Origin of the sequence: Micrococcus sp. Mcc28 (genome assembly GCF_024519775.1) — a bacterium.
In the GTDB taxonomy this organism is placed as follows: domain Bacteria; phylum Actinomycetota; class Actinomycetes; order Actinomycetales; family Micrococcaceae; genus Micrococcus; species Micrococcus luteus.
Genome location: NZ_JALJRH010000004.1, coordinates 1 through 21,990, shown reverse-complemented (window position 1 = coordinate 21,990; position 21,990 = coordinate 1). Strand labels below are relative to the sequence as shown.

At 73.8% G+C, this 21,990-nt stretch carries 17 protein-coding genes and 1 pseudogene; 6 read left to right on the top strand and 12 right to left on the bottom strand.

Annotated elements, in window-relative coordinates:
* Positions 1–38 precede the first annotated feature (38 nt).
* Positions 39–1,154: a polyprenyl synthetase family protein gene (locus NR073_RS02860; protein ID WP_145031545.1), complete on the top strand. Its 1,116-nt coding sequence runs from the start codon at positions 39–41 to the stop codon at positions 1,152–1,154.
* Positions 1,155–1,196: 42 nt separating this feature from the next.
* On the opposite strand, the gene NR073_RS02855 is transcribed toward NR073_RS02860, so the two are convergent.
* Positions 1,197–1,595 (bottom strand): Rv2175c family DNA-binding protein, encoded by a 399-nt coding sequence (locus NR073_RS02855; RefSeq protein ID WP_044659490.1) that lies wholly within the window; start codon positions 1,593–1,595, stop codon positions 1,197–1,199.
* Between the two features lie 210 nt (positions 1,596–1,805).
* Between NR073_RS02855 and NR073_RS02850 the strand changes: the two genes are divergently transcribed.
* Both NR073_RS02850 and pknB read left to right on the top strand, forming a co-directional pair.
* The gene (locus NR073_RS02850) at positions 1,806–2,978 is read left to right on the top strand and encodes a LysM peptidoglycan-binding domain-containing protein (protein ID WP_145031543.1); all 1,173 of its coding nucleotides are present in this window, start codon (positions 1,806–1,808) and stop codon (positions 2,976–2,978) included.
* A gap of 55 nt (positions 2,979–3,033) precedes the next feature.
* Positions 3,034–4,971, top strand: a complete 1,938-nt coding sequence (gene pknB / locus NR073_RS02845) for a Stk1 family PASTA domain-containing Ser/Thr kinase (protein WP_256748599.1) — start codon at positions 3,034–3,036, stop codon at positions 4,969–4,971.
* Between the two features lie 24 nt (positions 4,972–4,995).
* Here pknB and NR073_RS02840 read toward each other — a convergent pair whose 3' ends face one another.
* Both NR073_RS02840 and NR073_RS02835 read right to left on the bottom strand, forming a co-directional pair.
* Positions 4,996–6,408, bottom strand: coding sequence for a class II 3-deoxy-7-phosphoheptulonate synthase (locus tag NR073_RS02840; protein WP_036316682.1), 1,413 nt, complete (start codon positions 6,406–6,408; stop codon positions 4,996–4,998).
* A gap of 71 nt (positions 6,409–6,479) precedes the next feature.
* The gene (locus NR073_RS02835; protein ID WP_145031539.1) at positions 6,480–7,187 is read right to left on the bottom strand and encodes a 1-acyl-sn-glycerol-3-phosphate acyltransferase; all 708 of its coding nucleotides are present in this window, start codon (positions 7,185–7,187) and stop codon (positions 6,480–6,482) included.
* 68 nt (positions 7,188–7,255) lie between these two features.
* On the opposite strand from NR073_RS02835, the gene NR073_RS02830 reads away from it, so the two are divergent.
* Positions 7,256–8,026 (top strand): carboxylesterase, encoded by a 771-nt coding sequence (locus NR073_RS02830; protein WP_136940929.1) that lies wholly within the window; start codon positions 7,256–7,258, stop codon positions 8,024–8,026.
* A gap of 114 nt (positions 8,027–8,140) precedes the next feature.
* Entirely contained in the window at positions 8,141–9,976 is a 1,836-nt protein-coding gene (locus tag NR073_RS02825) for a long-chain fatty acid--CoA ligase (protein ID WP_256748598.1), read from the top strand.
* Positions 9,977–10,037: 61 nt separating this feature from the next.
* Here NR073_RS02825 and NR073_RS02820 read toward each other — a convergent pair whose 3' ends face one another.
* The 8 genes from NR073_RS02820 to NR073_RS02785 form a co-directional block, all read right to left on the bottom strand.
* Positions 10,038–11,501, bottom strand: coding sequence for a mycothione reductase (locus NR073_RS02820; protein ID WP_049146974.1), 1,464 nt, complete (start codon positions 11,499–11,501; stop codon positions 10,038–10,040).
* 82 nt (positions 11,502–11,583) lie between these two features.
* Positions 11,584–15,102: a pyruvate carboxylase gene (locus tag NR073_RS02815; protein WP_134377089.1), complete on the bottom strand. Its 3,519-nt coding sequence runs from the start codon at positions 15,100–15,102 to the stop codon at positions 11,584–11,586.
* 111 nt (positions 15,103–15,213) lie between these two features.
* Complete coding sequence (locus NR073_RS02810) at positions 15,214–15,777, bottom strand: MerR family transcriptional regulator (RefSeq protein WP_036384587.1); 564 nt, start codon at positions 15,775–15,777, stop codon at positions 15,214–15,216.
* 212 nt (positions 15,778–15,989) lie between these two features.
* Positions 15,990–16,505 carry a bifunctional nuclease family protein gene (locus tag NR073_RS02805; RefSeq protein WP_073116584.1) on the bottom strand — a complete coding sequence of 172 codons (516 nt, stop codon included), beginning with the start codon at positions 16,503–16,505 and terminating at the stop codon, positions 15,990–15,992.
* Positions 16,498–17,241 (bottom strand): MerR family transcriptional regulator, encoded by a 744-nt coding sequence (locus NR073_RS02800; RefSeq protein ID WP_060974307.1) that lies wholly within the window; start codon positions 17,239–17,241, stop codon positions 16,498–16,500. Before NR073_RS02800 ends, NR073_RS02805 begins: the two co-directional genes overlap by 8 nt.
* Positions 17,242–17,253: 12 nt before the next feature.
* Positions 17,254–17,679 carry an FHA domain-containing protein gene (locus NR073_RS02795; protein ID WP_049146965.1) on the bottom strand — a complete coding sequence of 142 codons (426 nt, stop codon included), beginning with the start codon at positions 17,677–17,679 and terminating at the stop codon, positions 17,254–17,256.
* Positions 17,680–17,780: 101 nt separating this feature from the next.
* Positions 17,781–18,167: a glycine cleavage system protein GcvH gene (gcvH, locus tag NR073_RS02790; protein ID WP_002854607.1), complete on the bottom strand. Its 387-nt coding sequence runs from the start codon at positions 18,165–18,167 to the stop codon at positions 17,781–17,783.
* Positions 18,168–18,252: 85 nt separating this feature from the next.
* Positions 18,253–19,788 (bottom strand): peptide MFS transporter, encoded by a 1,536-nt coding sequence (locus NR073_RS02785; protein ID WP_134377088.1) that lies wholly within the window; start codon positions 19,786–19,788, stop codon positions 18,253–18,255.
* A 100-nt stretch (positions 19,789–19,888) separates the two neighbouring features.
* On the opposite strand from NR073_RS02785, the gene NR073_RS02780 reads away from it, so the two are divergent.
* Entirely contained in the window at positions 19,889–20,410 is a 522-nt protein-coding gene (locus NR073_RS02780) for an adenine phosphoribosyltransferase (RefSeq protein WP_036316668.1), read from the top strand.
* Positions 20,411–20,584: 174 nt separating this feature from the next.
* On the opposite strand, the pseudogene NR073_RS02775 reads toward NR073_RS02780, so the two are convergent.
* A pseudogene (locus NR073_RS02775) lies at positions 20,585–21,892 on the bottom strand (AAA family ATPase); the annotation flags it as partial.
* Between the last annotated feature and the right edge of the window lie 98 nt (positions 21,893–21,990).

Sequence of the window (21,990 nt, the reverse complement as noted above, 5' to 3'; positions counted from 1 at the left end):
ACGGGCGATCCGTCGCGCGGCGCGGCTAGGGTGGGGCCATGCCCGCCGACGTCGCCGTCCCCCGCCCCCGTCCCGCCGACCAGGACCGCTTCCGCGCCGCCGTCGCCGACGCCCTCGACCGCCTGCTGGCGGAGCACCGGGACCTCGCCCGGGACGTCCACCCGCTGACCGCGCCCCTCGTGGACGCGATCGCGGACCTGACCGCGGGCGGCAAGCGCCTGCGCGCCGTCCTGGCCTGGCTCGGCTGGCGGGCGGCCGGTGGCGAGGCGGAGGACCCCCGCATCGCCGAGGCGGGGGCGGCGTTCGAGCTGTTCCAGGCCGCGGCGCTGATCCACGACGACATCCTGGACCGCTCGGACACCCGCCGCGGGATGCCCAGCGTGCACCGCCGCTTCGAGTCCCTCCACCGGGAGGCGGGCTGGCGCCACGCCGCGGAGCACTTCGGCGTCTCCGCCGCGATCCTCGCCGGCGACGTCGCCCTGGGGATGAGCGAGACGGCCTTCGCGCGCGTCCTCGCCGGCACCCCCCGGGAGGACCGGGCGCGGGCCGAGCTCGAGCGGATGCGCTTCGGCGTGATGGCGGGTCAGTACCTCGACGTGGTGGCCGAGATGGCCCCGGCGGCGCGCGATGCCCGCGAGGCCGAGGCGGCCGCCGAGGCGGTGGTGGAGCACAAGTCGGCGCGCTATTCGGCGGTGCACCCGCTCGCCCTCGGGGGGCTGCTGGCGGGGGCGGACGACGGGCTGGTGACCGCGTTCGCCCGGGTGTCGCTGCCGTTCGGCGTGGCCTTCCAGTACCGGGACGATCTGCTCGGCGTGTTCGGCGACCCGGCGACCACGGGCAAGCCCGCGGGCGACGACCTGCGGGAGGGCAAGCAGACCGTGCTCATCGCCCGCGCCGTCGAGCTGCTCGCCCCGGACGAGGCCGCCGCGCTCGACGCGGACCTCGGCGACCCGGACCTCGGTGCGGACCGGGTGGCCCACTGGCAGGGCGTCCTCGAGGCGTGCGGCGCGCGCCGGGCCGTCGAAGAGCGGGTCGCGGCGCTCTCGCACGAGGCGGCCGGGGCCGTGGCGGGCCTGCTCGCGCACGGCGTCCCCGAGGACGTCAGCGCCGAGCTCACGCAGCTGATCGACGCCTACACGTCGCGCCGCCACTGAGCGGCACGGACCCCGCGGGCTAAGGCCGCCCGCGGGGCCGGCTCACCAGGCCAGGGCCTGGGCGCGACGCCGGATCTCGGTCTTCCGGCCGTCCCGGAGCGCGTCGATGGGCCGGCCGGGCAACGACTCGTCCTCGGTGAACAGCCAACGGAGGGCCTCCTCGTCGGAGAAGCCGGCGTCGGCCAGCAGCACGAGCGTGCCCTGCAGGGAGTCGAGCACGCCGGTCTCGGTGAGGAACAGGGCCGGCACGGACCGCACCGCGGGCTCGGGACGACGCACGGCCAGCAGGCGGCGATCATGCACGAGGTTGTGGACGCGGGTCACGCGCTGGTCGAGGTGCTCCGCCACGTCGGGCACGGAGAGCCACTCGCCCACGAGGGCGTCGAGCTCGGCGGGGATCGCGTCAGCGGGGACCGGGGTGTCGGAGGAAGTGGTGCTCACGGGCGCCAGCCTACGCGGCCGCCGACGGGCCCGGCCCGCCGTGCCTCGGACGGCATAGATCTCAGTACGGTCACGAAGATCACATTCCGATAACATCGCCGAGGCTCCACGGCCGGGCGCCGACGTCGTCGGTCGACCGCGGGGGCCATGGGTCCCACCCGTCACTTCCCCGTCGTGTTCCATCCGTCCGATCCGATGCCGAGGTCTGCCGTGTCCCACACCCCCGTCCGCTCCCGCCGACTGCGCTCCGCCCTGACCGGCGGTGCGGTGCCCCTGCTGCTGCTCACCGGTCTGCCCGCCCAGGCCCACGCCCAGGAGGCGGCGGTGCACACCGTGCGCCCGGGCGATACCCTCACCCGGATCTCGGCCGCCCGCGGCGTCTCCGTCGCCGACCTGCTGCGGTTCAACGGCCTGGGCCTGGAGACCGTGCTCTACCCGGGTGACGAGCTCCGCTTGACCGGCGCGGCGGCCCCGGCCCCGGCCGCCGGGACCTACACGGTGCAGCCGAACGACGGGTGGTGGATCATCGCCCGCCGCACCGGCGTCTCCGCCGAGCAGCTGCAGCGCTTCAACGGCATGAGCGCGTCGAGCATGCTCCACCCGGGCATGGTCCTGACCACGCAGCGCACGGGCCCCGCGCCGAAGGCCCCCACGTCGACCACCCCGGCCACGACCCCGGCCTCCGCGCCGGCGTCGACGGCCCCGGCGGCGGCCGGCGGGACGGTCCGGTACACCGTGGTCTCCGGCGACTCCCTCTGGAGGATCTCCCAGCGGTTCGAGGTCTCCATCCCCCGTCTGCGCGAGCTCAACGGCCTGACGCGGGCCTCGACGCTGCATCCCGGCGACGTGCTCGTGATCTCCGACGGCACCCTCGAGGTGGAGCCGGTCTCGGCCGTCCAGGCGGTCGGCGACACCTTCCTCGGGCGCACCTACGCGCCGCACGTGACGGCCTCGGCGAACGAGAACCTGCGCCTGCTGCGCTCCGTCCCGCAGCCCACCCCCGAGCAGATGCAGCAGATCGTCCGCGAGACCGCCGAGCGGATGGGCGTGGACCCCCGCCTGGCCCTGGGCCACGCGTACACCGAGTCCCGCTTCCGCATGGCCTCGGTCTCCCCCGGCAACGCCGTGGGGGCGATGCAGGTCATCCCGATCACGGGCGAGTTCGCCTCGGAGCTGGTGGGCCGCGAGCTGAACCTGCTGGACCCCTACGACAACGCGGTGGCCGGCGTCGCGTTCATCAAGTACGTGCAGGACCGCACCCCCACCCTCGACCAGGGCATCGGGGCCTACTACCAGGGCCTCGGCGGAGTGCTGGACAGCGGCCTGAACCCGGAGGCACGGGACTACGTGGCCAAGGTGCGCGCCGCGATGGCGATGTTCTGATCCGCCGGCGGCGGACCGCCCCGAGGGGGTCCGCCGCCTGTCCTACCCTGGGACGATGAGCAGCGCACGCCGGGACCCCCTCGTGGGGGACATCGTCGACGGCCGCTACCGGGTCGTCGAGCGGCTGGCCCGGGGCGGCATGTCCACCGTCTACCTGGCCGTGGACGAGCGTCTCGACCGCCAGGTGGCGCTCAAGGTCATGCACCCGCACCTGGCGGAGGACCCCGTCCTCGTCGGCCGATTCGAGCAGGAGGCCAAGACGGCGGCGCGGCTGTCCCATCCGCACGTCGTCGCGGTCCTGGACCAGGGCCACACCGAGGCCGAGGACGGCGACGTGCTGGCCTACCTCGTGATGGAGCACGTGCCCGGCCGCACGCTGCGCACCGTCATCCGGGACCGGGCCCCGCTCTCACCCCGGGAGGCGCTGCGGTTCCTGCGTCCGCTCGTCGACGGCCTGGCCGCCGCGCACCGCGCCGGGCTGGTGCACCGGGACGTGAAGCCCGAGAACGTGCTCGTCCGCGACGACGGCCGGGTGACGGTCGCGGACTTCGGCCTGTCCCGCGCCGCCACGGCCCACACCATGGCCGGGCAGGCCGTCGTGGGCACGCCCGCCTACCTCGCCCCCGAGCACATCGCCGGGGCGCCCGCCGACGCCCGCTCCGACGTGTACGCCGTGGGCATCATCCTGTTCGAGCTGCTCACGGGCCGCCAGCCGTACACCGCGGCGACCGCGCTGCAGGTCGCCTACCGACACGTCCACGAGCGGGTCCCCGTGCCGTCCACGCTGCACCCCGGGCTCCCCGAGGACCTCGACGACCTCGTGCTGTGGTGCACCGAGCCGGACCCGGTCGACCGGCCCGCCGGTGCCGGCGAGCTCCTGCACCGCATCGAGGCCGTGGCGGCGGGCCTGGACCCCGACGAACCGGACCGCAGCCCCGCCGAGGGCCCGGGCGCGGACCCGGCGCCGGCCGACCCCGCCGCCGATGGCCTCGAGGACGCAGCCCCGGACGGGAACCTGGAGACCCGGGTCCTCGACGCCGGCGACCACCACGCGACGCGCGTGCTCCCCGCCCTGGCCGAGTCCGCCCTCGACGAGGACATGACCGACGTCATCGACACCCGTGTGGCGACGCACGGGGGCGACCCGCGGCCCGCCGCGCGCCCGGCGGAGCCGATCGGCCCGCTCGGGCTCGACCCCGCTCCGGCGGACCGGCATCCGGGGCGCAGCTCCCAGCGGCGGCTGCGTCGGGCGGCCCGCCGCCCCGCGCTCGACCTCGGCCAGGGCACCGGCCGGACCGCCGCGATCGGCGCGGCCGTGACCCTGCTGCTCACCGGCGTCGCCCTGCTGCTGGGCTGGACGCTGGGCTCCGGCGGCCTCGGAGTCGGAGGTGTGGCGGTGGTCCCCGACCTCGACGGGCTGGCCCGGGAGGCGGCGGAGGAACGGCTGACCGCCGCGGGTTTCACCGCGGCGGTCACGGCCCGGCACGACGAACTCCGCACGGAGGGCACGGTCGTCGCCAGCTCGCCCGCGGCCGGGGAGCCGGCGGGGCGCGGCACCCCCGTCGAGCTCACCGTCTCCGCCGGCCCCGCGCCGGTGCCGGTGCCGGACCTGACCGGCGTCGTGATCCGGCGGGCCCACGGCGTGGCCCGGGACGCCCGATTCACCGTGGAGGTCGCGGAGCGCCGCACCGATCCCGCAGTGCCGGCCGGGGCCGTGATCGAGCAGCACCCGGCCCCCGGCGAGCAGGCGACGCCGGGCACCGCGGTCCGCGTGGTGCTCTCCGAAGGCCGCGCCGTGCGCCCGGTGCCGGACGTGACCGGGCAGGATCCGGAGATGGCGGGCACGACGCTGGCGGACGACGGCTGGGACGCCCGCGTGCATCGCCTGCCGCTGCCGCTCTCCGGCCGGGGCGAGTCCCGGGTCCTGCACCAGTCCCCCGCCGCCGGGACCGCCCTGCCCGAGGGCACCGCGGTCCACGTCTGGGTCGGCTGAGCCGGGGCGTGCCCGGCCGCGCGGTCAGGCCCGCGGCGCGCGGCGCTCGGGGTGGGAGAGGGCCTCGGTGACCTTGAACGCCATCTCCAGGGACTGCTGGTGGTTCAGCCGCGGGTCGCACAGCGTCTCGTAGCGGGCGTCGAAGTCGGCCTCGTTGATCGGGTCGGAGCCGCCCAGGCACTCGGCGACGTCGTCGCCGGTCAGCTCGACGTGCATGCCGCCCGGGTGCGTGCCGAGCTCGCGGTGCACCTCGAAGAAGCCGCTGACCTCGTCCATCACGTCCTCGAACCGGCGGGTCTTGTAGCCGTTGGCCGCGGTCACGGTGTTGCCGTGCATGGGGTCGGTGACCCACACCGGCTCCAGCCCCGCGTCCCGGACGCCCTCGACGATGCCGGGGAGCACGTCCCGGATCCGCTCCGCACCCATGCGGGTGATGAAGGTCAGGCGGCCCGGCTCGCGCTCCGGGTCCAGCCGCTCGGCGAGCTCGAGCGCGTCCGCGACCGTGGTGGTCGGGCCGAGCTTCACGCCGATCGGGTTGCGGACCCGGGAGAGGAAGTCGACGTGGGCGCCGTCCACCTGGCGGGTGCGCTCGCCGATCCACAGGAAGTGGGCGCTCGTGGCGTAGGGGTCGCCGCTGCGCGAGTCCACGCGGGTCAGGGCGCGTTCGTAGTCGAGCAGGAGCGCCTCGTGGGCCGAGTAGAACTCGGTGCGGCGCATGGCCTCGAAGTCCACGCCCGCGGCGTTCATGAAACGGACCGCGCGGTCGATCTCGGCGGCCATCTCCTCGTACTGGGCGTAGGCCGGGTTGGCCATGAAGCCCTGGTTCCACTGGTGCACACTGCGCAGATCGGCGAAGCCGCCCTGGGTGAAGGCGCGGACCAGATTCAGGGTGGAGGCGGAGGTGTGGTACGCCTGCACCATCCGCCGGGCGTCGTGCCGGCGGGCCTGCTCGGTGAACTCGTAGCCGTTCACGATCTCGCCGCGGAAGCTGGGCAGCGTGACGCCGTCGCGGGTCTCCGTGTCCGAGGACCGCGGCTTGGCGAACTGGCCGGCGATCCGGCCCATCTTCACGACCGGCATGGAGGCGCCGTAGGTCAGCACTGCGGCCATCTGCAGGATGGTCTTCACCCGGGCGCTGATCCGGTTGGCGGTGGACCCGGCGAACGTCTCGGCGCAGTCGCCGCCCTGCAGGAGGAACGCGCGGCCCTGGGCGACGTCGGCCAGACGGGCGCGCAGCAGGTCGACCTCGCCCGCGAAGACGAGCGGGGGCAGGGCGCTCAGCTCGGCGACGGCGGCGCGGTGGTCGGCCTCGTCCGCCCAGGACGGCGCCTGTGCGATCGGCAGCGAGCGCCAGTGGTCCAGGCCGGGGATGTCGGCGGCGCCCTCCGAGATGGCGGTGCCGAAGGCCAGGATCTTCTCGCGGGGGTCTTCAGTCATGCACACCAGGCTAGGGGCCGCGAGCCGCGCCCCGGTCTGGGCGTCCCCGGATGACGACGCGCGGGCCCCGCTCAGTCGCGGGCGCGCGGCGGAGCGGCCGTACGGCCCGCCTTCACGTCCGCCGCGTAGGTGTCCACGTATTCCTGGCCCGACAGGCGCCGGATGGCCTCCATGATCTCGTCCGTCACCTCCCGCAGCACCCGGGGGTCGCCGACGGCCTCGGCACGGTCGGAGAAGTCCAGCGGCTCACCGAAGATCATGCCCAGGCGCCGGATCCGCGGCAGCGTGCGGCCGATCGGCTGGACCCGGTCCGTGCCGATCATCGCGATGGGCACCACGGGCGCGCCCGAGGCCAGCGCGAGCTTGGCCACGCCGATCTTGCCGCGATGCAGCCGCCCGTCCGGGCTGCGGGTGCCCTCCGGGTAGATCCCGAGCAGCCGGCCCTCCCGCAGCGCCGCGAGGCCCGCGTCCAGCGAGCGCAGGGACGCCTCTCCGCCGGAGCGGTCCATGGGCAGCTGGTTCGCGGCCTCGAAGAACCGGCGGGTGACCCAGCCCTTCACGCCCGGGCCGGTGAAGTACTCGTGCTTGGCCAGGAAGTGCACCTGGCGGTCGAGCATGGCCGGCATGAACACCGAGTCCGAGACGGACAGGTGGTTGCTGGCCAGGATCGCCGGGCCCTCGGCCGGCACGTTCCCGAGGCCCTTCACCCAGGGGCGGAACAGCAGGCGGGTGGCCGGAGCCACGGCGAACGTCTTGGCGGACCAGTAGAACGTGGACACGAGGGCCTTCCGGTCGGGGCGGTCGGGTGCCTGCCCATCGTACGGTCCGCCTGCCTTACCCTGGCACCATGCCCCGCCCCGTCGCCGTCGCCCCCGAAGACCTGCCCCTGCGTCTCATGCCCGCCGCTCCCGCCCGGCGCGACCACTGCGTCGTGCTCCTGCACGGGTTCACCTCGACTCCGGCCTCCGTCCGCGCCTGGGCCGAGGGGCTCGCGGCAGGCAGCTCCCCCGTGAGCGTGCCCCTGCTGCCGGGGCACGGCACCCGGTGGGAGGACCTCGCCGCCACCGGTGCGGACGAGATCCGCGCCGCCGTCCGGGCCGTCGTGGACCTCGAGCTCGCCCGACACGGCCGCGTGGTCATGGCGGGCATCTCGATGGGCGGCGCCCTCGCGCTCGACGCCGCCGCCCACCGACCCGTGGCCGGGGTGCTCGTGGTGAACCCCGCGCTGCGCTTCGCCAGCCCGCTCGCCCCCTTCGCCCCGCTGCTGGCCCCGTTCGTCCCCACGGTCGCCCCGATCGCGGACGACATCGCGGACCCGACGGCGCGCGAGCGCGCCTACCCCCGCACGCCGATGGCCGGCGTCGCCGCCGTCGGCCGCATCCAGCGGGCCGCCCGCCGCGCCCTGCCGCGGATCACCGCTCCCGTGACGGTCTACCGGTCCGCCCGCGACGCCGTCGTGCCCGCCTCGAGCCACCGGACCCTGGTGCGGGGCCTGCGCCACGCCCCCGTGGAGGTGGTGGGACTGCCCCGCAGCCGCCACGTGGCCACGCTCGACCACGACCTGCCGCTGCTGATCGACCACGGCCGGACCGCGGTCGCCGCCATGACGACGCACTGAGTCGCGCCCAGACCCTGACGCTCCCGGTTGTAGAGTGTGCGTGACACGACTCACACTTACTTCCGTTCTGCCGACCACCGGTCGGCGGGACCGACCCAACGCCCGAGGAGTCCCATGCACGAGATCAGCGAGCCGTACCAGCCCCGCCTGTCCCCGGAGGCGAACATCACGGATTTCCTGGAACGCCAGGCCACGGAGCGTCCCGACCACGGCCTCTTCGCGGTGGCGGACGCGCAGGATCAGTGGACGGACGTCTCCGCCCGGGACGCCCGCGAGCGCGTGCGGGCCCTGGCCAAGGGGCTCATCGCCGCCGGGATCCAGCCCGGGGAGACGGTCGGTCTCCTGGCCTCCACCCGCCTGGAGTGGACACTGGTCGACTTCGCCATCTGGTACGCCGGCGCGGTCACCGTGCCCGTGTACGAGACCTCCTCCGTCAGCCAGGTGTCCTGGATCATCGAGGACTCGGCCGTGCGCGCCGTCGTGACCGGGAACGAGGACCTCGCCAAGACGGTGCGGGACGCGGTGCAGCGCGAGGGCCTGCCGGAGCTGATCGGCCTGTGGACGATGGACCCGGCCGACGGCGCCCCCGGCTCCGGCCTCGAGGCGCTCGTCGCCCTGGGCGCGGATGTCACCGATGAGGAGCTCGAGACGCGCCGGTCCTCCGCCGGCCTGGCCGACCTGGCGACCATCATCTACACCTCCGGCACCACGGGCCGGCCCAAGGGCTGCGAGCTCACGCACGAGAACTTCGCGGAGCTCGTCAACCAGACCCTGTCCTCCTCGCTCGGCGACGTCGTCCGCCAGGACACCTCCACCGTGCTGTTCATCCCCCTGGCGCACGTGTTCGCGCGCTTCGTCTCGGTGCTCACCGTCGCTGCGGGCGCACGCTGCGGGCACGTCTCGGACATCAAGCGGCTCTCGGTCTCGCTGCAGACCTTCCAGCCGAGCTTCGTGCTGGCCGTGCCGCGCGTGTTCGAGAAGATCTACAACGCGGCGCTGCTCAACGCCCAGAGCGGCGGCAAGGAGAAGATCTTCCGCCGTGGCGCGGACGTGGCGATCCGCTGGTCCCGGGCGCTGGACTCGGGCCAGATGACGGCGCCCCTGCGACTGCAGCGCGCGTTCTACTCCGCGCTGATCTACCGCCGGATCCGGACGGCCATGGGCGGCCGGCTGGCGTACGCGGTCTCCGGCGGCGGCCCCCTCTCCCCCGACCTGGCGCACTTCTTCCGCGGCGTGGGCGTGACCATCCTCGAGGGCTACGGCCTCACCGAGACGACGGCCCCCATCACCGTGGGCCGGCCGGACCGGCTGAAGATCGGCACGGTCGGACACCCCCTCGGCGGCAACCAGGTGCGGATCGCCGAGGACGGCGAGATCCTCACGCGCGGCACCTCGCTGATGCGCGGCTACCACAACCGGCCGGAGGCGAACGAGGAGGCCTTCGAGGACGGCTGGTTCCGCACCGGCGACCTCGGGGCCCTGGACGACGACGGCTTCCTCACGATCACCGGCCGCAAGAAGGAGCTGCTGGTGACGGCCGGCGGCAAGAACGTGGCACCGGCGATGCTCGAGGACGCGATCCGCAGCGACGCGCTCGTCTCCCAGGTGATGGTGGTCGGCGACGGCAAGCCCTTCATCGCGGCGATCGTCACCCTCGACACCGACACCCTGCCCGCGTGGCTCGCCGCGAACGGGCTGCCGAAGGACCTCGACGTCGCTGCGGCCGCACGCGAGGACGCGGTGCGCCGCCACATCCAGGAGGCCGTGGACAAGGCCAACAGCCTGGTCTCGCGCGCCGAGGGGATCCGGGAGTTCCGCATCCTCGACCGCGACTTCTCCCTGGAGGAGGGCCATGTGACCCCGTCCCTGAAGATGCGCCGGTCGGCGATCATGAAGGACTTCGCCGCGCAGATCGCGGACATCTACGGGGAGCCCGCCCCGCACAACTGAACGCCCCCTCGACGACGGCGCCCGGCCCCGCGGCCGGGCGTCGTCGTCCCCGCGGTTCCGGTCAGAGCAGACCGGAGTCCGGCACGTCCAGGCCCAGCAGCGCGTTCTCGACGACCTCGGTGAGGGCCGGGTGGGGCCAGTACTGGCCCCGCGCGAGCCGGTGGGCGTCGATGCCGAACGCCATGCCGGTCACGAGCGGCTGGATGAGGTTCGCGGCCTCGTGCCCCAGGATGTGCCCGCCCAGGATCCGTCCCGTGGCCTTCTCCGCGACGACGGTGCACACGCCCTCGGTGTCCTCCATGGCCCAGCCGTAGGCGACGTCCCCGAAGGACTGGGTCTTCACCGTGATCGCGTCCGCGCCGTAGTCGGCGAGCGCCTGCTCCACCGTGAGACCGACGGAGGCCACCTGCGGATGGGTGAACACGGCCGCCGGCACGGGGCCGAGCGTGTTGGCGCGGAGATCGTCCGGATGCTCCAGGTTGTGCGCGACGACGCGGGCCTCGTGATTGGCTACGTGCTTGAGCTGCCACGTGTTGGCGACGTCCCCGAGCACGTAGACCCCCTCCACCGGAGCACCGTCGGAGAGTGCGCGCTGATGCTCGTCGCTGGCCAGGACGCCGTCGTCGGTGACGTCCAGTCCCGCGGCGGCGGGGTCGAGGCGGTCCGTGTTCGGCGTCCGGCCGACCGCGATCAGCACCGTGTCCGCCTCGATGGCCTCCTCCACGATGCCGGTCTGCTCCTGGCCCTCCGCGCGATCCAGGCGCACCCGGACCCAGCCGTCCGCGGCCCGCTCGGCGTCCTCGACCGGTTCGATCCCGGCCGGGGTCCACCCCGTGCGCAGGTCCCACCGTCGGGCAGCGATCTTCGTGAACGTCGTGGACACGGACATGTCGTGCTGCTTGAGCAGCCGGTGGCCGCGGTTGACCTGGACGACCTCGGTCCCCAGCCCGGCGAAGACGGAGGCGAACTCGCAGGCGATGAACCCGCCGCCCACCACGAGCAGCCGCCGCGGCAGCCGATCCAGTCGCATCACGGTGTCCGAGGTGTGCACCGACGGCAGGTCCAGGCCCGGGATCTCCGGGAGGGTGGGCCGCGACCCCGCGGCGACCACCACCTGGTCCGCCGTGATCTCCCGGCCCGAGGCGGTGCGCACGCGGCGGGGACCGACGAAGCGCACCTCCTCCTGGATCACGCTCGTGTAGTCCAGATCGTCCCGGCGGTAGCGCAGCCCGTCCCGGCTGATGCCGTCGATGCGCGTGAAGATGCGGTCCCGGATGGCCGGGAAGTCGGCGCCCGTGAACTCCAGCCCCACCCCGAGGCTCCGGGCCTCGGGGGGCAGCGCGGCCAGGCCGGCCGGGTAGGCGTACATCTTGGTGGGGATGCAGCCGACGTTCAGGCAGGTGCCGCCGAACGTGCCGGAGTCGGCGATCACGACGCTCCGGCCCTTCCAGTGTTCGCTGATCAGGGAGTTCCCCGATCCGGAGCCGATGATGAGCAGGTCGTGGTGTTCCGCAGAGGTGGCCATGCCTCCCAGGATAGGCACGGGCCCGGACGCGGTGGCGTCCGGGCCCGTGGGGCGGCCCGCCGGCGGCGGGCTCACGCGGGGCTCACTCGATCACGAGCAGCAGGTCTCCGCCGTTGACGGGCGTGACGCCCTCCGTGACCACGCGGCGCACGGTGCCCGCGGCCTGGGCCGTGATCGCGGCCTCCATCTTCATCGCCTCGATCGTGGCCACCGCCTGGCCGACCTCGACGGCGTCGCCCTCGGCCACCTGGACGGTGACCGAGCCCGCGAACGGGGCGGCGACGTGGCCGGGGGTGCCGGGGTCCGCCTTCTCCGCGGTCCGCACGGTGGACTCGATCGAGCGGTCCCGGACGGTCATCTGGCGCAGCTGGCCGTTCAGGGTGACCATCACCGTGCGCATGCCCTTCTCGTCCGGCTCGGAGACGGACATGAGGGTGGCGAGCAGCCGGACACCGCGTCCGAGCGAGATGACGTGCTCACGCCCGGGGACGAGGCCGTAGAGGAAGTCGCGGGTGTGCAGGGTGACGGTGTCCCCGAACTCCTCGCGGTGCGCCTCGAACTCCTTCGTGGGGCCGGGGAAGAGCAGGCGGTTCAGCACCGCGCGGCGGGTCTGTCCGGCCTCGGCGAGGGCGGTCGAGTCCTCCGCGGAGATCTCCACCATGCCCGCGCCCTCGCGGCGACCCTGGAGGGCCTTGGTCCGGAAGGGCTCCGGCCAGCCGCCGGGCGGGTCGCCGAGCTCGCCGCGCAGGAAGCCGATCACGGAGTCCGGGATGTCGAACTCCTGCGGACGCTCCGCGAACTCCTTCGGGTCCACGCCGGAACCGACCAGCTGGAGCGCCAGGTCGCCCACCACCTTGGAGGACGGGGTGACCTTGACGAGGTGGCCGAGCAGGTCGTCGGCCGCGGCGTACATCGACTCGATGGCCTCGAACCGCTCCCCCAGGCCGAGCGCGATCGCCTGCGTGCGCAGGTTGGACAGCTGGCCCCCCGGGATCTCGTGGTGGTACACGCGGCCGGTCGGGGCGGGCAGCCCCGCCTCGAAGGGCGCGTACGCCGAGCGGACGGACTCCCAGTAGGGCTCCATCGCGGTGGCGGCCTCGAGGCCGAGACCGGTGTCCCGCTCGGTGTGCTCGAGCGCCGCGACCAGGGCGGACAGCGGCACCTGGCTCGTGGTGCCCGCCATGGACGCGGTGGCCGCGTCGACGGCGTCCACGCCGGCCTCCGCCGCCGCGAGCAGGGTGGCCAGCTGGCCGCCGGCGGTGTCGTGCGTGTGCAGGTGCACGGGCAGGTCGAACTCGGCGCGCAGGGCGGTGACGAGCTCGCGCGCGGCGGCGGGCCGCAGCAGGCCCGCCATGTCCTTGATCGCCAGGACGTGGGCGCCGGCGTCGACCATCCGGCGGGCGAGGCCCAGGTAGTAGTCGAGCGTGTAGAGCGTCTCCTTCGGGTCCGTCATGTTGCCCGTGTAGCACAGGGCCGCCTCGGCCACGGCGGTGCCCGTGGCACGCACCGCCTCGATGGCCGGGGTGATCTGCTCGACGTCGTTGAGGGCGTCGAAGATGCGGAACACGTCGACGCCGGACGCCGCGGCCTCGGCCACGAACGCGTCCGTCACCTCGGTGGGGTACGGCGTGTAGCCCACCGTGTTGCGGCCGCGCAGCAGCATCTGGATCGGGATGTTCGGCAGCTCCGCGCGCAGCAGCTCGAGGCGCTGCCACGGGTCCTCGTGGAGGAAGCGCAGCGCGACGTCGTACGTCGCCCCGCCCCAGGCCTCCACGGAGAGCAGCCCCGGCAGGGTGTGCGCGACGGCGGGCGCGGCGGCCAGCAGGTCGCGCGTGCGGACGCGGGTGGCCAGCAGGGACTGGTGGGCGTCGCGGAACGTGGTGTCCGTGACGGCCAGCGCGGTCTGTTCGCGCAGGGTGCGGGCGAAGCCCTCGGGGCCCTGCTCCAGCAGCACCTGACGCCAGCCGTGCGGGGGCGCCGCGTCCTCGTTCCGGCTCGGGCCGTCGAAGGGCGAGCGGTCCGGCTCCTGGTGCTTGTCGCCCGGGTGCTCCGGGAGGCGGTCGCGGGGGTCGATGCCCTCGATGCGCGGGCCGTGCGGCTGGTTGACCGTGACGTCCACGAGGTACTGCAGGGCCTTGGAGCCGCGGTCCTGGGAGCGGTTCACCGTGGCCAGCTCGGGGTGCTTGTCGATGAAGTCCGTGGCGACGTCGCCGCTGACGAACTGCGGGTCGTCCATCACGTTCATCAGGAACGGGATGTTGGTGGCCACGCCGCGCACGCGGAACTCGGCCAGGGCGCGGCGCACGCGGCGCACGGCCGTGGCGTAGTCGCGTCCGCGGCAGGTGAGCTTGACCAGCATGGAGTCGAAGTGGGGGCTGATCTCCGCACCGGCGTAGATGGTGCCGCCGTCGAGGCGCACACCGGAGCCGCCGGCCGAGCGGTAGGCGGTGATGGTGCCGGTGTCCGGGCGGAAGCCGTTGGCCGGGTCCTCGGTGGTGATGCGGCACTGGATGGCGAAGCCGCGGACCTGGAGGGCGTCCTGGGTGATGCCCAGCTCGGGCAGGGTGGCGCCGGCGGCGATGCGCAGCTGCGCGCCCACCAGGTCCACGTCCGTGACCTCCTCGGTCACGGTGTGCTCCACCTGGATGCGGGGGTTCATCTCGATGAACACGTGCTGGCCCGCACGCTCGCCCGCCGTGTCCACGAGGAACTCGACGGTGCCCGCGTTGACGTACCCCATCTCCTTGGCGAAGGCGACGGCGTCCCGGTGCAGGGCCTGCCGGATCTCCTCGTCCAGGTTCGGGGCCGGGGCCATCTCGATGACCTTCTGGTGGCGGCGCTGGAGCGAGCAGTCCCGCTCGAAGAGGTGCACGACGTTGCCCTCGCCGTCGGCGAGGATCTGCACCTCGATGTGCCGCGGCCGCAGGACGGCCTGCTCGAGGAACACGGTGGGGTCGCCGAAGGCGGTGTCCGCCTCGCGCATCGCGGCCTCGAGGGAGCCGCGCAGGTCCTCGCGGCGCTCGACGCGGCGCATGCCGCGGCCGCCGCCGCCGGCGACGGCCTTGACGAAGATGGGGAAGCCGATCTCCTCGGCCTGCTCCAGGAGCCACTCGACGTCGGCGCTCGGGTCCGAGGAGGCCAGGGTGGGGATGCCCGCACGCTTGGCCGCGCGCAGGGCCTCGACCTTGTTGCCGGTCAGCTCGAGGACGTCGGCGGGCGGGCCGACGAAGGTGATCCCGTTCTCAGCCGCGGCACGGGCCAGGCCGGCGTTCTCCGACAGGAAGCCGTAGCCCGGGTAGATCGCGTCGGCCCCGGCGTCCTTCGCCACGCGGATGATCTCGTCCACGTCGAGGTAGGCGCGCACGGGGTGGCCCTCCTCGCCGATGCGGTAGGCCTCGTCCGCCTTCTGGCGGTGGATCGAATTGCGGTCCTCGTAGGGGAAGACGGCGACGGTGCGGGCGCCCAGCTCGTAGCAGGCGCGGAAGGCGCGGACGGCGATCTCGCCGCGGTTGGCCACCAAGACCTTGGAGAAGACGGCGCCGGCTCCGGTCGACCCGGCCGCGTCCTCTGGAGGGGTGAAGTTCTCGACAGGTGCGGTCATGGTTGGGAGTGTGTCACACCGCGCCGGAGTTCCGCCTCATGTCGCGCACAGTCACCGCTGCGAGACGAAAGATGACTGACTCGGCCCTCCGGGGCGCCCCGGGGTGGAGGATCAGGCGGAGCGGCGGGCCCGACGCCGCCCGGCCAGCTCGTCCCCCGGCTCGGGGGCGCCGACCACGCTCTCGCGGGGCAGCTCGGCGAGGCTGCCCTCGACCTCGCGCCACACGCGGCCGACGGCGATCCCGAAGACGCCCTGGCCGCCCTGGACGAGGTCCACGACCTCGTCCGCCGAGGTGCACTCGTACACCGAGGCGCCGTCGCTCATCAGGGTGATCTGCGCCAGGTCCTCGACACCCCGCTCGCGCAGGTGGCCCACGGCGGTGCGGATCTGCTGGAGCGAGACGCCGGTGTCCAGGAGGCGCTTGACGACCTTGAGGACGAGGATGTCGCGGAACGAGTAGAGCCGCTGGGAGCCGGAGCCGGAGGCGCTGCGGACCGTGGGGACCACGAGGTCCGTGCGGGCCCAGTAGTCGAGCTGGCGATAGGTGATGCCGGCGGCCTTGCACGCGGTGGGACCGCGGAAGCCGACGTCGTCGCCCCGGGTCGCGCCCTCGTCGAAGAGCGTGCCCTGGGTGCCGAGCGCGGGGGGCCGGCCAGGACCTGCAGTGGGTGTCACGGGGAACCTCCTGGTGCGGGGCCCCCGGTGCGGGGAGGGGGACGCGACCGTCGTGTGCCGCCGGTGACCGTGGCGGCGCTCCCCGGTGACCGTGGGGAGGGCGACGGAGGCGCCCCGGGTGGCGGGGCCCTCTTCCCCTCGAAGGTACGCGCGGGTCCGGGGGCGGTCAACGAAGCCGGCGGCGAGGCCGCGCCGTGTCGCGCCGGCTCCGCTCAGGCGAAGTCCTCGGGGCGCACGGTGTCCAGGAAGTCGCGGAAGTCCTCGACGGCGCGCTCCTGGCCGGCGTCCTCCTCCCCCGTCCGCGCCGGCATGCCGGCGTCCGCGAGCACGGCGGGGCTGCCCAGCACGGGGGCGTCGGCGCGCAGGGCGACCACGACGGCGTCCGACGCGCGGGCGTCGACCCGGGCGCCCGTGGAGAGCACGAGCTCGGCGTGCACGACCTCGTCCCGGACCTCGGTGAGGCGCACCCGCACGACCTCGGCGCCCAGGGCGTCGACGGCGGCCAGGAGCAGCTCATGGGTGAGGGGCCGGGGCGCGCGGACGCCCTCGAGCGCGAGCGCGGCGGCGGCGGCCTCGGGCGCGCCCACCCACAGCGGGACCATCGTGCGGCCGGGCGGATCCACCAGCAGGATCACGTGGTGCTGTTCGGGCAGCTCGACACGCACGCCGAGCACGGAGAGCGGCACGTCGCCGGCGTCGTCGGCGGGCACGGGGCGCGGCTCAGTCATCCCACTGCTCCAGTCCCACGGCCACGAGGGCCGCATGCAGCCGCAGGCTGGCCTGCGCGATCTCGCGTGCCGAGCGGGCCACGCGGGGGCGGGTGCCGGCGTCGCGGCGGGCCTGCAGCGGGGCGACGGCGCGCTCCACCAGGCCCAGTTCGCGGTCGGCCGCGGCCCGCAGCGGGCGGAGGTGCCGGGGCTCCAGGCCGTGGCCCGCGAGCACGACGGCGGCCCGGGCCACGTCCATCGCGTGGCTCGGGTAGCCGCCGTCGGGATCGACGGGCAGGAGCGAGTACTGATCCAGCTCGGCCAGCAGCTCCTCGCCCGCACCGGATTCGGCGGCGAGCTCGGCGCGGGTCCACGACCGGCGACCCCCGGCGACCTCGCGGCCGAGCCGCTCCGCGTCCGAGGACGCCGGGACCGCCGCGGTTCCGGGCAGGCCGGTGGGGCGTTCGCCGCGGTCCAGCGCGGCCAGGTGGTCGGCGATGACCTTGAGCGGCAGGAAGTGGTCGCGCTGCAGGGCGAGGACGAACCGGAGCCGGTCCACGTCCCCGGGCCGGAAGCGCCGGTAGCCGGCGGGAGTCCGCTCGGGCAGGACGAGGCCGCGGTCCTCCAGGAAGCGCACCTTGGACGCGGTGACGCCGGGGAATTCGGCTTCGAGGGCGGCCACGACCTCGCCGATGCCCAGCCGGCCCGCAGGGCGGGCGGCGGGGACGGCGTCGGGTCGCGGGCGCGGATCGGTCACGGGGATGACGGCTCAGCCCCGCGCCGGTGCGGCGTAGTACGTGAGCCGGTATTTGCCGATCTGCACGTGCATCCCGGAGCGCAGCAGGATCTCGTCCACGCGGTCGTGGTTCACGAAGGTGCCGTTGAGGGAGTTCAGGTCCACGAGCCGATGGCCGCCGTCCTCGGCCCGGAACTCCGCGTGACGACGGGAGACCGTGACGTCGTCGAGGAAGATGTCCGCGTCCGGGTGGCGCCCCACGGAGACCACGTCCTCGTCCAGCAGGAAGCGGGCGGACTGGTCCGGGCCCTCGTGGGCGAGCAGCAGCGCGGAACCGGCCGGGAGGGCGCGGATCGCGTCCGACTCCTCGCGGGTGAGGTCCGCCGAGACCAGCGGCGCCAGCTCGGTGAGGTTGATGGCGGAGGTGGACAGGTCCGGTTCACGTCCGGGCTGGTTCATGGGGTGCTCCTGTGCGGGGGCCGGCGCCGCGGCGCCGGATGGAGAGACGAAGGGGACGCCGTCGCCCCGCCGGCCAGCGACGGGGCGACGGCGGACGGGGCTCAGCTGGTGTGCGAGGCGTAGCCCTCGGCGTCCATGAGGCCCTCGAGCTGGGCCTCGTCCGCGAGGGTGATCTCGAACAGCCAGCCGCCCTCGTAGGGGGCAGAGTTGACCAGGCCGGGCTCGCCGTCGAGCTCGTCGTTGACGGCGGCCACGGTGCCGGAGACCGGGGCGTAGATGTCCGAGACGGACTTCGTGGACTCGACCTCGCCCACCGCGGTGCCCGCGGTGACCTCGGTGCCGACCTCCGGCAGGTCCACGTAGACGACGTCACCCAGCGCATCCTGGGCGAAGTCGGTGATGCCCACGCGGACCGTGCCGGCGGCACCGGCCTCGGCGATCCACTCGTGCTCGGCGGAGTACTTCAGGCCTTCGGGGATGGAGCTCATGGAGTGCGCGTCCTTTGTGTGGTCGGGAGTGATGACGTCGTCTCGCAGACTACCGAGCGGCGCGTGATTCGCGCCACTGGCGCGCTCAGAGCACGCCGCGCATGCCGCGACGCACCGGCTTGGCGATGGCCAGCACGAGCAGGCCCACGCCCAGGGTGACCGCACCGATCATGCCGAAGTAGCCCACCTCGTTCTGCTCCGAGTAGGAGCCGGCCAGGGAGCCTGCCAGGGCCGTGCCCAGGGCGACGGACAGGTTGTACAGCGACACCATCATCACCGGGTAGCTGCGCGGGGCGACCTTGGTGGCCAGGGAGAGGCCCACCGGGGAGACGAGCAGCTCGCCCATGGTGCAGACGAAGAGGATCAGCGTCAGCCACAGCAGCGGCACGGCGACGACGTCGGCCACCGGGATGAACAGCAGGAAGGCGATGCCGATCAGGACGATGCCGATGCCGAACTTCACCGGGGTGGCGGGCTGGCGGGCGCCCAGCTTGGTCCACAGCGCGGCGAACACCGGGGCGAACACGATGATGAAGATCGGGTTGATGGAGTTGACCCACTCCATGGGCATGAGCCAGCCGAACAGGTTCCGGTCGAGGCGGTGCTCGGAGTACAGCGCGATCACGGTGAACTGCTGCTGGAAGAGGGCGAAGAACACGGACGTGCCGATGAACAGCGGGATGAACGCCTTCACGCGCGAGCGCTCCTCCTCCGTGACCTTCGTGGAGGTCAGCAGGACGGCGAAGATCGCGATGGCCGCGACGGCGGCGAGCACGACGACGGCGTCGGAGAGGTTGCCCAGGGTGACGACGCCCGTGAGGAACAGGACCACGACGACGGCGACCATCCCCAGGCCGATCAGGCCCCAGCGGCCGTACTGCGACCGCGGCAGCGGATCCGGGACCCGGTGCACGTCCGTGGGCAGGTTCTTGCGGGTCAGGGCGTACTGCGCCAGGCCGATGGCCATGCCGGCGGCGGCGAGGCCGAAGCCGACGTGGAAGCCCAGCGTGTCCCGCGCCAGGCCGGTCAGCAGCGGGCCGAAGAGGGCGCCGATGTTCACGCCCATGTAGAAGATGGAGAAGCCGGCGTCGCGCTTGGGGTCCTCGCGGGAGTACAGGGAGCCGACGAGGTTCGTGGCGTTGGCCTTGAGGCCGCCCGAGCCGACGGCGACGAGCACGAGGCCGAGGGCCAGGCCCGGGACACCCGGGACGAGGGCCAGCGCGATGTGGCCGAACATGATCCCGACGGCGCTGATGAACATGGTGCGCTCGGAGCCGAGCAGGCGGTCGGCGACCCAGCCGCCGAGGATGCAGAACACGTACACCATGCCGCCGTAGGCGCCGACGATGCCCGTGGCCACGGCCGGGTCGATCCCGAGGCCGCCCTCCGCGGCGGTCCAGGACATGTAGTACACGAGCATGGCCTGCATGCCGTAGAAGGAGAAGCGCTCCCACAGCTCCACGGAGAACAGGTTCGCCAGCGGGCCGGGCTGGCCGAGGAACGGGCGGCCGCGCCAGTCGGGGGTGGCGTCGTCGGGACGGGTGGCCGTCGACGCCGCCACGCGGGCGGGCGGCTCGACGTCGGGCACGCGGCCCGCGAGAGGATTCTGGGGATTTTCCACCGATCCACTGTCCTCCTCCGAGGGAGTCAGGGCAAACTCCCTGCCCGGTGACGCCGATCACATCCGCTGCCCGCGCGGCGTCCGTCCTAGAGTGGAGGCCGTGTCCGTCACCTCCGAGATCGCCCGTGCCCGCTCCCTCATCCGCGTGGTCCCCGACCATCCCAGCCCGGGCGTGGCCTTCCAGGACATCACGCCCCTGCTCGCGGACGCCCGCGCCCTGAGGGCGTGCGTCGAAGCCCTGGTGGCGCCGTTCGAGGGGCGGTTCGACCTCGTGGCCGGCCTCGAGGCCCGCGGGTTCCTGCTCGCCGGGGCGGCCGCCGTCCTGACCGGCACCGGCCTCGTGCCGCTGCGCAAGGCCGGGCGCCTCCCGGCTCCCGCGGCCCGTGCGGACTACACGCTGGAGTACGGGAACGCGAGCATCGAGGTGTCGGAAGACCTGCGGGCCGGGTCACGGGTGCTCCTGCTCGACGACGTCCTCGCCACGGGCGGCACCCTCGCCGCCGGCCGACGGCTCATCGAGGCGCGGGGCGCGGAGGTGGTGGGCGCGGCCTGCCTGCTGGAGCTCACGGCCCTTGGCGGCCGGGCCGTCGTGCCGGACACGCACGTGCTGTTCGCGTCCTGAACCGCCCCGCCCGACCGACGGAGAGTGGCGGACCAGGCTGCTCCGCGCCGGGTACGACGAAGCCGGAGCCCCGAACTGCTGAACTCCGGCTTCGTCGACGTGGTCGGGCTAGCGGGATTTGAACCCACGACCTCTTGACCCCCAGGCGTCCAGACCGTTCATACTTCTCCGAAAATGCGACGTGACGGCGTAGCCGAGCTCCAGATGCTCGGCCGCGTAGTCGGCCGGGATCACGACGGAGCCACCTCGCTTCCGGCCAGCACGGCGGAGGGCGAGGGAGTCGTCGTCGCGGACGTCGGTGACCGTCCACCTGTTGCTGTTGCTGACCCAGCCACGCCCGGAGCGCAGGCGCCGGTCGTTGTGTCGGGTGATGACGGTGTCCCCGGCGGCGGCGCGGGTGCCGTCGTGCAGTTCGACTTCGCGGAGGGCGTTCACGATGCCGTCAAGGATCAGCTCGGCGCGGGCTCGCCGGTTGAGGGCGAGCACGGCTTCGTTGGAGTCGGCCACGAGCACCGCCGCCCGCCCGGCCAGCGTGTCGGCGCGCCACGCCCGGTAGGCGACTTCGACCATCGCCTCGCTGTCGCCTTCGGCGATGCGGCCGTGGTCCGCGTAGGCGTTGATGACGCTGGTGTCGCCGTGGCGCAGGCCGAGGGAGGCAGTCTTCTCCCAGGCGTGGGCGAGGCGGTGCACGGCGGTGAGCTCGGGGGCGTCATCCCGGTCGTGGACGAGCATCGCGTAGGCGCCGGCCGCGGTCGGCAACTGGAGCTGAGCGTAGTCCCCGACGACCAACGTCTTCGCCCCGGCCGCGGTGGCGAGGGCGGTGATGCGGTCGAGGGCGAGGGTGCCGGCCATCGACGCCTCATCGACGATGACGAGCTGCCCCCGGCGGAACGTGGCCCCGGTGCGGTCGTGGGTGTCCAGCCACTTCGCCGTGTTCTCGGCGGCAATCCCGAGGTCGTCGGCGAGGACGTGCGCCGCGACCGCGGACGGAGCGAGGCCGACGACAGAGCCTCGGCCGTGCTCGTGCTCCCACGCTCGGCGCAGCGCGTTCATCGCCGTCGTCTTCCCAGCCCCGGCCGGCCCTACGAGCACGTCGATCATCCGGCCTGACAGCGCGATCCTCGCCAACGCGTCCGCCTGGTCCGGGCCGAGGGTGCGGCCCTCCCGGTCGGGCCGGGCCGTGATCCGCTCTACCGTCGCCAACGGCACGGTCGGGCCGGTAGTGGTGCGGGCGCGCTCGAGGAGGCGGTCTTCGGCCGCCAGCAGAACCTCGGAGGAGAACACGGCCGAGTGCTTCGGCCGGAACACTGATGTGCCATCCGGGCGGCGGAACGCCGCGGGGCTCGAAGCGAGCTCGGGCGGGGTCAGCCGCAGCGACACGGACTCGGCGGCGTCGACCACGAGGCCGACGATCGCTTCCCGGTCTTCGGTGGAGGCGAACCTGTAGCCGGTGGTCTGCCGGGCGGCCTCGGCCATCAGGTTCTGAGCCGCCCCCTTCATTCGGTCCGGACGTTCTGTGAGTCGCCGGTTTCCATTTGATGGGTGCACTGCCGAGCGTACTCGGCTGGGGTTAGGTAGCC

What these genes read in the sequence shown, in the direction of transcription:
- NR073_RS02860 (WP_145031545.1), top strand. Translation starts at nt 39, where the DNA reads ATGCCCGCCGACGTCGCCGTCCCCCGCCCCCGTCCCGCCGACCAGGAC.
- pknB (WP_256748599.1), top strand. Translation starts at nt 3,034, where the DNA reads ATGAGCAGCGCACGCCGGGACCCCCTCGTGGGGGACATCGTCGACGGC.
- NR073_RS02840 (WP_036316682.1), bottom strand. Translation starts at nt 6,408, where the DNA reads ATGACTGAAGACCCCCGCGAGAAGATCCTGGCCTTCGGCACCGCCATC.
- NR073_RS02830 (WP_136940929.1), top strand. Translation starts at nt 7,256, where the DNA reads ATGCCCCGCCCCGTCGCCGTCGCCCCCGAAGACCTGCCCCTGCGTCTC.
- NR073_RS02825 (WP_256748598.1), top strand. Translation starts at nt 8,141, where the DNA reads ATGCACGAGATCAGCGAGCCGTACCAGCCCCGCCTGTCCCCGGAGGCG.
- NR073_RS02820 (WP_049146974.1), bottom strand. Translation starts at nt 11,501, where the DNA reads ATGGCCACCTCTGCGGAACACCACGACCTGCTCATCATCGGCTCCGGA.
- NR073_RS02815 (WP_134377089.1), bottom strand. Translation starts at nt 15,102, where the DNA reads ATGACCGCACCTGTCGAGAACTTCACCCCTCCAGAGGACGCGGCCGGG.
- NR073_RS02805 (WP_073116584.1), bottom strand. Translation starts at nt 16,505, where the DNA reads ATGACTGAGCCGCGCCCCGTGCCCGCCGACGACGCCGGCGACGTGCCG.
- NR073_RS02795 (WP_049146965.1), bottom strand. Translation starts at nt 17,679, where the DNA reads ATGAACCAGCCCGGACGTGAACCGGACCTGTCCACCTCCGCCATCAAC.
- gcvH (WP_002854607.1), bottom strand. Translation starts at nt 18,167, where the DNA reads ATGAGCTCCATCCCCGAAGGCCTGAAGTACTCCGCCGAGCACGAGTGG.